The following is a 13426-nucleotide window of genomic DNA, read 5'->3' as shown; positions in this document are numbered from 1 at the left end:
CTCTTTACTTCAATGCTAAAAAGTACAGTTATTGCACCGCTTAGAATTTATTTTCATTGTGTATGTCTAACTCGCTGGCTAGACTCCTAGATGGGTAACCCATCAACAACTTAGCAGTGTTAATCGGACAATACCAATAGAAAATGCCTTAAAAACAATATATCGATAATGTTGGCAACAATGGTGATTTTTCGACAATAATCAACGCGACTTTAGTCAATTTATTTTACTTCTACACTTGAAAAACAAATATTTTGCCACACATACACCATATTAATAATTAATTTACTTTTCTTATGTGGCGTACTTTTTCGATAACCCTGTTTTTATTTGTCTTAGCTGCCACGGCTAATGCTTTACCTATTGAAAATTCAGCTAATAGCGATTTAACTTTTTCTAGTATATCGACCATTGGAAAAAGTCACTCGCACCCGACATCAAACTTTTCGGTATTAATAGATAATATTGCCCCCGATGATGTGGTTAACTTACCGCGCTTAAATCTAATTTCCGCCTCTTTATTTATTAATGAAATACAAACCACGCCAAACTATCTTCTCGTTACTGAGTTTTTTACGCTAAAACTCTCTGCAAGTTTATTTAAAAATCTTGCAAACCCTCCTGCTAAACTTAATTGGTATGAACAACTCAGTCATCGTTCAAACTCTAATCGACTTGCTGGTTGGAAAGATGGCAATACGCTATACACAGCTCGCCTGACTTATCATTCATAGATTCATCATCTAACCATTATTAACTTATTTTTCCTTTTTCCCGTCACTGCTTTAACAGTGACCCTTGTTGCATGCGCTTTTCTAAAATTTAGAGAGTAAAGGTAGCAAAATTTCGAGATTTTATGATGAATTCACCTAGAAAAAAGCCATATCGTTACTTTACATGGCAAAACCTATTAATTATTTTCACCTTAGTTTTTTTATTAGTAAATGCCCTACCCAACATATATAAAGATAAAGTCACAATTGTCCTCTCACCTATTAATGCGAACGTGCAAAAACTAACGACTAGTGAGCTTAAAGGTTTATTGAATAAGAACAACTTAACCGTTGATAAAATTCATACTATTGATAAGACAACGTCAATAACACTCAGTAATACAGCCGACATAGCGTCAGTTAACACACGTTTATCTAATGAGTTTAATCATTATCGTGTTGAGACCTCGGTGATAAGTGGCGTACCCTCATGGTTGCAATCATTCGACGCTAAGCCAATAAAATTAGGCTTAGATTTAAGTGGTGGAGTATTATTTGTACTTGATGTCGATACAAAACAAGCTTTATTTGACCGTCTTAAAAACATCGCATTAGCAATAAAAACCCTAGCTATGGAAGAACGTATTCGAGGCGTTAGTGTTGTTCAACATAAGATTGATCTTACTAGAGATGCGGACAATCAAAACCTTTCGGTGAATTTTTCTAACGCTGACAAAAGTAAAATGGCTATACTTTTCACTAAAATAAAAGCAGCCTACCCTGATTTATCTCAACAAAAAAATCAAAATGACCAAGTGATCTTGTCATACTCCTCGCAAAAAACAGCTCAATTTCGCCAAGAAACTATGCAGCAAACATTAAAAACGATGCGTGGAAGAATAGCTGAGCTGGGTATAACCGAAGCGGTTACACTTCAACAAGGTAAAAACCATATTCGTATTGAATTGCCTGGTGTTCATGATCCCGAGGAAGCAAAACGTATTATAGGTGCCACGGCATCACTTGATTTTTATCAGCTTGCCGAAAACTCAAATGCAGCAGGTATATTACGCATGGCGGACGAACATGGCAGAACGTTTACCTTAAACAGTCAGGTAGTTTTTTCAGGTAGTAATATCGAAAATGCTCGAGCAGGACAAGATCAAATGAGCATGCCTTTAGTCAACCTCACCTTAGATGGCTTAGGTGGTAAGAAGATGTCGCAATTTTCTAAGCAAAATATTGGTAATGCTATGGTGACGGTGTTTTCTGAGTTTTATCGAGATGCTGATGATCAAATGGTTAAAAAAAGTAAAATAATTAATGTTGCCACCATTCAACAACACTTAGGTTCACAGTTTAGTATTACCAACATGCCCAGCCAACATGCGGCACAAGAACTGTCATTATTATTACGAGCAGGCTCGCTAACAGCGCCAGTAACTATAGTAAAACAGCGCACCATTGAAGCGACACTCGGCGAAAATAATATCAAAAATGGTATAAAAGCACTGAGTATAGGCATGGGGTTTACTTTGTTATTCATGGTTTTTTGGTATAGAACTTTGGGGCTTATCGCTAATGTAGCGTTAACATTAAACTTAATAAGCTTACTAGGGTTGATGTCGTTACTCCCTGGGGCAGTACTAACACTTCCGGGTATTGCTGGTTTAGTATTGACGGTTGGTATGGCTGTAGATACCAATGTACTTATCTTTGAGCGGATAAAAGAAGAGTTAAAGCGTGGACATAAAGTACTATCAGCTGTTGAGCAAGGCTATAAAAGTGCATTTTCAACAATTCTTGATGCCAATGTAACCACCATGATCACTGGTATTATTTTATACACCATAGGCAACGGCCCAGTAAAAGGTTTTGCCCTTATTTTGTGTTTAGGTATTTTAACCAGTATGTTCACCGGCGTTTTTGTTTCTAAAAGTTTAACAAACCTTGTCATTCGAAAAAATAAAGCTCAATTATTAGGTGTTAATGTATGAAAAATTTTAAAATAAATAGCACGTCTAAATTAAGTGTTTTTCGCCTAGTGGGTTGTTTTATAGCTATGATTTTTGTTGTTATAGCGCTGGTAGGACTATCAAATAAAGGTTTAGCACTCGGTTTAGATTTTACCGGTGGTTACTTAACTGAATTTTCAACCGAGGAATCACTCAGTCAACAGGATATGAATAACTTACTCAGTAACTATCTTCCAGAAAGCTTTAAACTGACCTCTGCAGAGCAAGGGACTCATTGGAGTGTTCAACAAGCAGATAATAACGTCAGTTTACAAGATAAGGCATGGCTATCTGATTTTGCTGACAAAAATCAACTAAACATTAGCCCTCAAGATGCTATTTACATTGGCAGCCAAGTCGGAGAAGACTTAATTAACCAAGGTGGCTTAGCACTATTAACCGCAATCATTGTTATCTTAATGTATTTGTCTTTTAGATTTGAATGGCGTTTAGCCGCGGGGGCTGTTATTGCGCTTTTTCATGATGTGCTTATTGTACTGGGGCTTTTTGCATGGTTTGGTATCCCCTTTGATTTAACAATATTAGCGAGTTTATTAGCTATTGTAGGGTACTCGTTAAATGACTCTATTATTGTCGGTGACAAAATCAGAGAAATAATGAAATCTACCCATGACACCACAATAGATGAAGTGATCAATCAAGCTATTAAATCAACTTTAGTGCGAACGATGATCACCTCAGGAACAACCTTAGTGACTATTATGGCTGTATGGGGTTTTGCCGGGGAGTCTTTAGCGGGGTTTTCTATTGCGCTATTTTCAGGGATTTTAGTGGGCACTTTCTCTTCTATTGTAATTGCGGCAACAGTGCCACAATTACTCGGGCTAACCGCTGATTATTATCAACAAAAAGAGCTAGAGGTTTGTCCTTTACCCTAATATAAACGGTTTGAGAGGAAATTGGCAACACTAGGATATTTGCACTTAAGTCCATATCCTAGTGTTAAACGTTACTGTCTTTAAAGTTGGTTACTGTTCAAAAATTGAAGCCAGTCTGACTTTATAAAGATTATTGGTTGACCCATAAAACTCAATAGTCTGTTCAAATACAAAACCAAGCTTTTTTAATAATACGTTAGAGGGAGTATTTTCTAGTGCGGTGATCGCGACAACATTTGCCGCATAATTATTGTCATAAGCAACTTTTAATACGGCTAATGAGGCTTCTCGAGCAAAGCCTTGCGAACAATATTCAGGTAACAAGGCATAACCTAAGTCAGGGAATTCCAATTCAGGCCGCTTTAACAAACCACAGAGTCCAATCGGTGTGTTATCACTTTTCAAAGCGACTAAATTTAGCCCAAAACCCTGTTCGCTATAGCTTGCTAGTGGACCATTAACTAAGTAGGCAATTGCATCTTTAGTCTCTCTAACCCCTTTATCACCAATGTTTTTAATAAAAGCATCATCATTCAATAATTGCAGAACAAATTCATGGTCCTGCTCATTCAGGTGCCTAATGGTTAACCTTTGTGTTGTGCATAGCAGCATGTAAATTCCAAACTTTTAACGCGTAAAGCCTAAGCTTTATTTTTTAATAAAATACTGTCTAAGATTTATTTTCTAAGGCAGTGTTCAATCTATCAAAGCCTCGAGCAAGGTCGGCAATTAAGTCATCAACATCCTCTAAACCTATATGCAGGCGAATTAATGGATATTCATAATTCCACTTTGTCGCTGTTCGCAAACGGCCAACATTGGTATTACCCAAAATTAAACTTTCAAAACCGCCCCACGAATAGCCCATTTTAAAATGTTCCATACCATCAAGTAAGGCATTAAGTGATTGCTTATCACCGCGGGTTAACACAAATGAAAACAAACCGTTAGCACCAGTAAAGTCACGCTTAAAATATTCATGGCCCGGACACGATTCGAATGCAGGATGAAGAATAACATCAACTTCTTCGCGTGTTGCTAACCAATTAGCCACTTTTAGCGCACTAATTTGATGTTGTTTTAAACGCACACCTAAGGTACGAATGCCACGCATTGCCAAATATAGATCATCGGGTGAAGTACATTGCCCCATCAGATAACTGTTTTCACGCAGTTGTGGCCAATACTCTTCAGTGGCTATTGCCGTACCTAACATCACATCTGAATGACCAACGATATATTTAGTCGCTGCTTGAATCGAAATATCGACACCATAATCAAAAGGTTGAAAATTAACCCCTGCAGCCCAAGTATTATCGAGCATAACCATACAGCCATGCTGGTGAGCAACTTCAGCTATACCGGGAACATCTTGAACTTCCATGGTAATAGAGCCAGGAGACTCTAAGAAAATAAGTCGGGTGTTTTCTTTAATAAGTCCGGCTATATCTCGGCCAATAGTTGGATCGTAATAAGTCGTTTCAACGCCAATATTGACCAATATTTTATCGCAAAAATCACGCGTGGGTTCATAAGCCGTATCGACCATAAGGATATGGTCACCGGTTTTAACAAACGAAAGAATAGCATTAGTGATCGCCGCAGTACCCGATGGATAAATGGCACAACCAGCGCCGCCTTCGAGATCAGTCATAGCATCGGCGAAAGCAAAAGCCGTTGAGGTGCCTCTTCTGCCATAGAAAAGTACTTGATTACCACGATTTGCTGTTGCGTGATTCATTTCTTTAACCGTATTAAAAACAACGGTTGATGCACGTTCTACTGGGGGATTAACAACGCCACGTGTCCATTTTGATTTTCGTCCCGCATTGACTATTTTGGTATCGTTGATCATGATCTTTCATCCTAAAACATAAAATTCATTTAGCCATCTAAATAGCTAACTCAATAAAGTCACCTTATGATCTTTCCAAGCATGATGCACGATTTATTTATATTAATTAAAACAGCAGAGGCTATTGAAACAAGTTCATTTGATCACTGGTTAATTTTTCGAAACTACTCCCGACAAAAGGTAAAATAGCATCAGCAACGGTCGCTAATTGCCGATCGATATAAAACTGGTAATCGAGTGGCGCGTTAACATAACCTTTTGCTTGCGGTCCAGAAGTCGTGATCAAGTACTCTATCCAACCACGTTGCTGATATTTTAGCGGTTGCTTATTTATCTTGTTTATATCATCGGCTAAACGTGCCGCTTTCACATGTGGAGGCACGTTTTTAACGTAATGATCTAACTGCCTACGAATGCGTTTACGATACACCAGTAAATGATCTAATTGTCCTGCTGATGTTTGAGTAACAATATTGCGTACATAGTCAGCAAAAGGTTCGCCATTAAATATTTTTAAATACAACTCTCGTTGAAAAGTTTTAGCCAGTTCAGTCCAATCGGTGCGGACACTTTCTAAGCCTTTAAAAATCAATTCTGATGAGCCATTCTTTTCTACAATGCCAGCATAACGCTTCTTAGTACCGACATCTTGCCCTCTGATGGTTGGCATCAAAAATTGGCTAAAATGTGTTTCAAACTCAATTTCAAGTTGGCTTTCTATCGCAAATTCTTTTTTAAGCGTTGCTTGCCACCTAAGATTAATTTTATCTTGTAAGGTTTTACCCAGCTTTTGACATTGCTGGTGACTAAAATCATCGTCAACACTGACGAAAATAGAATCGGTATCGCCATAAATAACTTGATAACCATCATCTTCTAGCCACATTTTAGTGGTGATTAATAATTCATGGCTTCGTTTAGTGATTGAACCGGATAAACGAGGATCAAAAAATCGGCATCCCGTTGAACCTAATACTCCATAAAACGAATTCATAATAATTTTTATTGCTTGTGACAATGCCGCATTTTTATCTTTTTTAGCGATATCACGCTCTAACCACAGCTCATTAATAATGTCAGGTAAAAAATGTTTATCCCTAGAGAAATAAGCACCATCAAAACCTTTGATACTAGTTTCAGGTGATTGTAAGCCTTCAATTAGGCCCATAGGATCAATATTAAAACTTCGAATAATTGAGGGGTAAAGACTTTTAAAATCAAGTACTAAGACATTTTTATATAAACCCGGAATAGAGTCCATCACATAACCACCAGGAGAAATTAGCCCTTGCAAGCCATCGCCCATATTGGGCGCAATATAACCACTACGGTGTAATTTAGGTAAATATAAATTAGTAAACGCTGCCACAGAGCCGCCAATACGGTCTATAGATAAACCAGTTAGTTTGGCGCGCAAACGCGTGAATTCTAGTAATAGAGATTGTTCAAAGATCAGGGTAACTAAATGGCAATCTTCAAGGTTATAAGCGGCTAAAGCTAGCTTGTCATTGGCAAAGTTGTCGTTAATCTCTTGCATTCTATTGTCAACATCATCAACTTTTTTCCCTTTACCTAATAAGGCATTGGCAACAAAATCAAGGGAAAAACTTGGAAAGTTATAAGTCGCGTTTTTTAGTAAATCAATACCATCAAGGACCACTCTGCCAGCGACATCAATAAATTTTTGCTCATTTTGACTACCACCTGCCGAACGTGTTCGCCAACGAGGCGACTTATCATTGCGGCCGATATTAAAAGGGATATTATAAATATCACAGCGTTTTTGTAGCAAATTAAAATCAAAGTTAATCACGTTCCAACCAATAAAAATGTCGGGATCGTGGATTTTTATCCAAGCGATCAGCTCAGCTAGCAGCGCTTGTTCATTGTGAAACCAAACGATGTGCTCTGCGATTTCTGTCGCCTCAGCGTCGGATAACTTGGACTGCGTTATTTTTGCTAAAAACTTGTTTTGATCACCGATCATCAAAACACATTTTATCGGCTTACCATCAGACATTTTATGCGAATGTAAACCAATAGAATAAAGCTCCCCTGCCATTGAACACTCAATATCAAGTGATACCATAGTTAACGCAATATCATCAAGTAACTGAGTCTTATCCGTTGCACGGCATTTGTCACTATAAAAGGTAGCAAAGTTAGTCTGTGAAAACTGTTTGGCAGATTCGGTTATCGATAAAGCTGTTAACCGAGGGATAAATTCAATACCAGCGGTAATAAAGCGCTCCATTAAAAAACGTTCATCGGGGCGAAAATCGTCTTCATAGCATTTTATCTGGGCTTGTTTTAAAACATCGCGTGCGCGATAGAATTCACGCATCGTTGAAAAATAAAAACCACTGACAAGTTGTTGATTAAAGGTTTTAAGCGTAAGCGGGGTAACTTTAGCCGTTACTATTCGCTGCTCCGACAGGAGACTTTGCGCGCGTACTTGCTGCGTTTGTTCAACAAAAAATAATGCCTGTTGATTTTGCACAATAACATTAACAGCACCTTTAAGGGTTTTAATCCATAAAGACAATTCGATACCTTGTTTGGTATCATAAGCTTGACGAGTTAATAAAAAGCCATAATTCAAGCTGGGCGTTAATTTTTCTACAGTTAATGACATTAATTATTTTAATTCGTTGCGGATAACGATAAACTGTTAATATATACAGCAGTATATACTCATCCTATTTGAAGATACAGGATTCAGCCTATTTAACTGGAATGAGTATATAATCTAATGAACCCTAAATGGCTAACAGCATGCTAAGCGATAAAATTAAAGTAGCAATTCGCACATCGTATAAAACCATTGGTGAAAATTTAGAAAACTTTCATCCAAGAAAACAGCAAACTTTTTTGATTGCCGAAATAGCTAAAACTCTTGCGGGAGAATACGATAAAGCGCGAAAAATTATTATCATAGAAGCCGGCACCGGTACGGGTAAATCGTTGGCTTATTCATTAGGCGCTATTCCGTTAGCGATGTCACGTCAAAAAAAGGTCTGTATTTCTACTGCAACAGTTGCGCTACAAGAACAATTAGTGGATAAAGATTTACCCTTCTTAAAGAAACATTCAGGCTTAGATTTTAATTTCACCTTAGTCAAAGGTCGCCAGCGCTATGTTTGTCGGCAAAAATTAGCACTTGCTGTCAGTCAAGACGATTCACCTCAGGCCGGTTTCACCTTTGCGCAAAAACCTAATGCCATGGATATAAAGCTATTACATCATTTACATAAAGCGTTAACGGATAATAAATGGCAAGGCGATCTAGATTCTTGGGCTGACCCTATCCCTCATCATTTATGGCAACAAATTCAATGTGACAAACACAGTTGTTTAAAACATTTAGCCGATCACACCCATTGCCCTTTTCATAAAGCTCGAGAAACCATGGAGTCTGCCGATGTGTTGGTCATTAACCATAGTTTATTACTGGCTGATTTAGAGCTTGGTGGAGGTGTTATTTTACCCTCACCAGAAGACACTTTTTACATTATTGACGAAGCACATCATCTGCCTAAAGTAACCCGTGATCATTCAAGTGCGAATGTTGCCATTAAAGGTGCTATTGATTGGCTAACCAAGTTAAAAGAAACCGGCGATAAAATGGCAAAATTAATAAAGTCGACTTCGGCCATTACACCCTCGTTAAAGTTAGGGGACGATTGCCAAGATTTATTAATGGAAATGCAAAAAGTAGCGAGCTTTATCGAAAACAATCAAGCGTTATATTTCAATGAAAAAGCTAAAGAAAATAGCCGTTTCTCTCGTGATGACGAGGCGGCATTATATCGTTTTGAAAACGGAATCGTTCCACCGAACTTAAAAAACTCAGCTAAAGATTTAGCAGAGCTCAGTAAAAAATGTTTAGGACATTGCAACAAGCTATATAACTTATTGATGGAGTCAGTGAAAGACGGGGAGTGTAAAATGTTTGTTGCCGAGCCCTTACTTGCAGAAGCTGGTTTTATGATCCAACGGTTAGAAAATTTCAACTCACTATGGAAAATGTATGCCAAAACAGACAGTGAGAAAGGCGCTCCAATGGCAAGGTGGTTCGAAAAACTGACGGGCAAACGTAGTGACTTTTTAGTATCGGCTTCCCCTATTGAAGTGGGCTTTACCCTTGAAGATATTCTCTGGTCAAAATGTGAAGGGGCGGTATTATGTTCAGCCACTATTTTAGCATTAAATTCGTTTGAGCATTTCCGCCGCCAGGTCGGTTTACAAACGAATGATGGCACTCAATATCAAAAAGTCGACTCACCGTTTGATTATCAAAACAATGCGCAACTAGTTATCGCTAAAATGAAAAATGAGCCAAGTAGCCCTCAGTTCACCGATGAATTAATTAAAGAGTTACCGGCGTTAATTAAGCAAGAAAAAGCCTGTTTAGTGCTGTTTTCTTCGTATTGGCAAATGGAACAAGTAGCTAAAGCCTTACGAGAGCAGCACAAAATGGAGATTCTAGTTCAGGGTGAGCAGTCACGTCAGCATATTATAGAGGCCCATAGAAAACGCTGTGATGAAGATAAAACCAGTATAATTTTTGGCACACAAAGTTTTTCTGAGGGTCTAGATTTACCCGGTAAATATTTAACGAATTTGATTATTACCAAATTACCCTTCTCTGTGCCAACATCACCCGTTGAAGAAGCACAAGCTGAATACATTACCGCTAAAGGCGGCAATCCTTTTATGTCGATTTCAGTACCAGAAACATCCAAAAAACTGATTCAAGCGACAGGACGATTACTGCGAAATGAGAAAGATACCGGTATCATTACTTTAATGGATAAACGTTTAGTGACTAAGCGCTATGGTAAGCAATTACTTGATTCTTTACCACCCTATCAAATTATTTCAAAAGGATAAGCTTTGACTAACCTCACTAAGCGTCCAAAAGCGTCAAACTCAACTAATCGTCGATTATCAAAGAGTCGCTCATTAAAAGATGTTAAGCCTCGCCCTGCTCCAGCAGATCGTGTGTTAGTACTTTTCAATAAACCCTTTGATGTACTGTCGCAATTTACGGATGATCAGCAGCGGAAAACCTTAAAAGATTTTATTCCAGTTAAAGACGTTTATGCCGCTGGGCGTTTAGACCGCGACAGTGAAGGCTTATTGTTGCTGACAAATGACGGCAAATTGCAGCACAAACTGGCTAACCCAACCGAAAAAACAGAAAAAACCTATTGGGCACAAGTCGAGGGTGTGCCACAGGAAGCTGATTTACAAAAACTTCGAAAGGGTGTCGAACTAAAAGATGGCCAAACGTTACCAGCCAGAGTAAAAGTGATCAATGAACCAGACCTTTGGCCTCGTAACCCGCCAATACGCGAGCGAGCGAATATTCCCACGACATGGCTCAGTATCGCGATTACCGAAGGAAAGAACCGGCAGGTCCGCAGAATGACCGCAGCTATTAATTTTCCAACGCTGCGACTTATCCGTTACAGCATTGGTCAATACACCCTTGACGGTATCGAAAATGGCCATTACCAACAACTTAAAAGTGAATAAGAATATGACACTAGCGGTTAACACTGCCGGTAATGACCATGGCGAAAATCAATTTAAGCCCAACGCTACCGTGGCAGCTATTATTGTTCATCAAAATAAGTTTTTATTGGTTGAAGAAGTTGAAAATGGTAAAAAAGTCTTTAACCAGCCTGCTGGACATTTAGAGGCGAATGAAAACTTAATCAGTGCCATTGAACGAGAAGTTCTGGAAGAAACAGGCTTAGCACTTTCGCCTAATTACGTTTCTGGTATTTATTACTTTTATCGCCCGGATATCAATCTTTATTACCTTCGATTTTGTTTTGTTATCGAACTTGATGAATTTCTACAAAGTATCCCTCAAGATGATGAGATTATTGCCACCCATTGGCTGTCATTTGATGAAATAAAAGCAAAATCTGCACAATTACGCAGCACGCTGGTCTTGGAATGTATTGAGGATTACTTAGCTGTTTTGAAAAATGGAAAAAAAATATCATTATCTTCATTAAAATCCAATCTTTAATCTATGCCCCTAAATCCTGACATGCTATAATTTTTCGCCTTTTTCTCTAGATTTGTAGTTTTAATGTCATCACAAGTATCATCGAGCGCTGAAAACCAAAACACCGCGCCTATAAGTAAAGCACCACACGACACCAAAGTAATTGTTGGTATGTCTGGCGGTGTTGACTCCTCTGTTTCTGCACACTTATTGATTGAACAAGGTTATCAAGTTGAAGGCCTGTTCATGAAAAATTGGGAAGAAGACGATACCGATGAATACTGTGCAGCGGCACAAGACCTCGAAGATGCACAACTTGTTTGTGACAAACTCGGTATAAAGTTACACACCATTAATTTCGCAACAGAATACTGGGATAATGTTTTTGAGTATTTCTTAGCTGAATATAAAGCAGGTCGCACGCCGAACCCTGATATTATGTGTAACAAAGAAATCAAATTTAAGGCCTTCTTAGAGTTTGCTTGTGAAGACTTAGATGCCGACTATATTGCCACCGGACACTATGTTCAGCGTGAGTTTATTGATGGTCAGTGGGCTATGTTACGCGGCTTAGACAGTAATAAAGATCAAAGTTACTTTTTATATACGCTAAGCGATGAGCAAGTGGGACGGACATTATTCCCTGTGGGTAATATCGAAAAGCCTGCAGTACGCGCCATTGCCGAACAGGCTGACTTAATCACTCATAATAAAAAAGACAGCACGGGTATTTGTTTTATTGGTGAGCGTAAATTCAAAGATTTTTTAGGTCAATATTTACCCGCGCAGCCAGGAAAAATTGAATCCGCTGAAGGCGATGTCATTGGTGAGCACGACGGTTTAATGTACCACACGCTAGGTCAGCGCAAAGGCCTTCGCATAGGCGGTTTAGCTAATGCCGGAGAAGAGCCTTGGTACGTTGTTGAAAAAGATTTATTGCGCAATGTTTTAATTGTTGGTCAAGGTCATAACCACCCTCGTCTATTTTCTAAAGGTTTAATCGGTAATCAATTGCATTTAGTGAATCGTAAACCTCTTGATACGCCAATAAAATGTACCGTTAAAACCCGCTATCGCCAAGATGATGTCCCTTGTCATCTATCTCCGATGAGCGATGGTGAATATTTAGTCATGTTTGATGAAGCACAAAGTTCAGTAACACCAGGACAATCTGTAGTTTTTTATCAAGATAATATTTGTCTTGGCGGCGGTATCATCAACACACTTATCCGTTAAGTTATAACGAAAATTAGTTGAGCAGTTAATAGTTATGAACAGTATAAATGAACAAACCCTAACACTTGCCGCGGTTTGTCAAGTCGCTTATTGGGTACAAAAAATATCTCGTAGTGGGCAAATAGACGAAGACGAACTCGCCTTATTACTTAATAGTGTCATGATCACATCGCCTAAAAACACCATGGAAGTTTACGATGGTGAAATGAGTCATTTAAAAATAGGATTAACAACACTAGTTAACCATTTAGGCAATAAATCAACTAACAAAGATCCTGAGATCACCCGTTATGTGGTGAGCTTACTGGGTTTAGAGCGTCGTTTAAGTAAATATAGCGATAAAATGAATGCGCTCGGTGAACGAATTAGCCAAAGCCAACGTCAATTAGTACATTATGGCATTACCAGTGAAACACTCGTTTCGAGCTTAGCGTCAATTTATAGCGATTTGATCAGCCCGCTCGGAACACCTATTCAGGTAGCAGGCGAACCCGCTATATTAAAGCAATCAGTCAATCAACATAAGATACGTGCCTTGTTATTAGCCGGTATTCGCTCAAGTGTTTTATGGCGACAGGTCGGTGGACAACGCCGAAGTATTTTATTTTCACGTTCAAAATTGGTTGAATGTGCCGAGCAGCTGCTCAAAGCTTGTTAAACAAATTCAAAATTAGTTTTTAACC

At 38.6% G+C, this 13426-nt stretch carries 11 protein-coding genes; 8 read left to right on the top strand and 3 right to left on the bottom strand.

The window, feature by feature from the left end; genetic code table 11:
• The first annotated feature begins 296 nt into the window (after positions 1 to 296).
• The 3 genes from H4J75_RS09795 (at position 297) to secF (ending at position 3627) form a co-directional block, all read left to right on the top strand.
• The gene (locus H4J75_RS09795) at positions 297 to 734 is read left to right on the top strand and encodes a hypothetical protein (protein WP_182218305.1); all 438 of its coding nucleotides are present in this window, start codon (positions 297 to 299) and stop codon (positions 732 to 734) included.
• A gap of 125 nt (positions 735 to 859) precedes the next feature.
• Complete coding sequence (gene secD, locus H4J75_RS09790) at positions 860 to 2710, top strand: protein translocase subunit SecD (protein WP_404842713.1); 1851 nt, start codon at positions 860 to 862, stop codon at positions 2708 to 2710.
• Positions 2707 to 3627 (top strand): protein translocase subunit SecF, encoded by a 921-nt coding sequence (gene secF / locus H4J75_RS09785; protein WP_182222016.1) that lies wholly within the window; start codon positions 2707 to 2709, stop codon positions 3625 to 3627. Before secD ends, secF begins: the two co-directional genes overlap by 4 nt.
• A gap of 90 nt (positions 3628 to 3717) precedes the next feature.
• Here the strand turns inward: secF and H4J75_RS09780 are convergent, their stop codons facing one another.
• The 3 genes from H4J75_RS09780 to H4J75_RS09770 form a co-directional block, all read right to left on the bottom strand.
• Entirely contained in the window at positions 3718 to 4239 is a 522-nt protein-coding gene (locus tag H4J75_RS09780) for a GNAT family N-acetyltransferase (RefSeq protein WP_182222015.1), read from the bottom strand.
• A gap of 58 nt (positions 4240 to 4297) precedes the next feature.
• On the bottom strand, positions 4298 to 5482 hold the full coding sequence (locus tag H4J75_RS09775) for a cystathionine beta-lyase (RefSeq protein WP_182222014.1): 1185 nt from the start codon (positions 5480 to 5482) through the stop codon (positions 4298 to 4300).
• Between the two features lie 121 nt (positions 5483 to 5603).
• Positions 5604 to 8117 (bottom strand): DNA polymerase II, encoded by a 2514-nt coding sequence (locus H4J75_RS09770; RefSeq protein ID WP_182222013.1) that lies wholly within the window; start codon positions 8115 to 8117, stop codon positions 5604 to 5606.
• 140 nt (positions 8118 to 8257) lie between these two features.
• Between H4J75_RS09770 and dinG the strand changes: the two genes are divergently transcribed.
• The 5 genes from dinG to hflD all read left to right on the top strand — a co-directional run bounded on the left by dinG (position 8258) and on the right by hflD (position 13401).
• Positions 8258 to 10375, top strand: a complete 2118-nt coding sequence (dinG, locus tag H4J75_RS09765; RefSeq protein ID WP_182222047.1) for an ATP-dependent DNA helicase DinG — start codon at positions 8258 to 8260, stop codon at positions 10373 to 10375.
• A gap of 3 nt (positions 10376 to 10378) precedes the next feature.
• The gene (locus H4J75_RS09760) at positions 10379 to 11023 is read left to right on the top strand and encodes a pseudouridine synthase (RefSeq protein ID WP_182222012.1); all 645 of its coding nucleotides are present in this window, start codon (positions 10379 to 10381) and stop codon (positions 11021 to 11023) included.
• A 4-nt stretch (positions 11024 to 11027) separates the two neighbouring features.
• Positions 11028 to 11528 carry an NUDIX hydrolase gene (locus H4J75_RS09755; protein WP_182222046.1) on the top strand — a complete coding sequence of 167 codons (501 nt, stop codon included), beginning with the start codon at positions 11028 to 11030 and terminating at the stop codon, positions 11526 to 11528.
• 63 nt (positions 11529 to 11591) lie between these two features.
• A complete protein-coding gene (gene mnmA, locus H4J75_RS09750; RefSeq protein WP_070373718.1) occupies positions 11592 to 12743 on the top strand; it encodes a tRNA 2-thiouridine(34) synthase MnmA in 1152 nt (383 codons plus the stop codon).
• Positions 12744 to 12777: 34 nt separating this feature from the next.
• On the top strand, positions 12778 to 13401 hold the full coding sequence (gene hflD / locus H4J75_RS09745; RefSeq protein ID WP_182222011.1) for a high frequency lysogenization protein HflD: 624 nt from the start codon (positions 12778 to 12780) through the stop codon (positions 13399 to 13401).
• Positions 13402 to 13426 lie beyond the last annotated feature (25 nt).

It is taken from the genome of Colwellia sp. BRX10-1 (genome assembly GCF_014077545.1).
Lineage (GTDB): Bacteria > Pseudomonadota > Gammaproteobacteria > Enterobacterales > Alteromonadaceae > Colwellia_A.
The sequence above is the reverse complement of the archived record's forward strand: the minus strand, read 5'-3'. Positions and strand labels throughout refer to the sequence as shown.

Bases quoted from the DNA above. Each gene is read 5' to 3' on its own strand.
- H4J75_RS09775 (WP_182222014.1), bottom strand. From the start codon at position 5,482: ATGATCAACGATACCAAAATAGTCAATGCGGGACGAAAATCAAAATGG.
- secF (WP_182222016.1), top strand. From the start codon at position 2,707: ATGAAAAATTTTAAAATAAATAGCACGTCTAAATTAAGTGTTTTTCGC.
- mnmA (WP_070373718.1), top strand. From the start codon at position 11,592: ATGTCATCACAAGTATCATCGAGCGCTGAAAACCAAAACACCGCGCCT.
- H4J75_RS09780 (WP_182222015.1), bottom strand. From the start codon at position 4,239: ATGCTGCTATGCACAACACAAAGGTTAACCATTAGGCACCTGAATGAG.
- H4J75_RS09795 (WP_182218305.1), top strand. From the start codon at position 297: ATGTGGCGTACTTTTTCGATAACCCTGTTTTTATTTGTCTTAGCTGCC.
- H4J75_RS09755 (WP_182222046.1), top strand. From the start codon at position 11,028: ATGACACTAGCGGTTAACACTGCCGGTAATGACCATGGCGAAAATCAA.
- dinG (WP_182222047.1), top strand. From the start codon at position 8,258: ATGCTAAGCGATAAAATTAAAGTAGCAATTCGCACATCGTATAAAACC.
- hflD (WP_182222011.1), top strand. From the start codon at position 12,778: ATGAACAGTATAAATGAACAAACCCTAACACTTGCCGCGGTTTGTCAA.
- secD (WP_404842713.1), top strand. From the start codon at position 860: ATGAATTCACCTAGAAAAAAGCCATATCGTTACTTTACATGGCAAAAC.
- H4J75_RS09770 (WP_182222013.1), bottom strand. From the start codon at position 8,117: ATGTCATTAACTGTAGAAAAATTAACGCCCAGCTTGAATTATGGCTTT.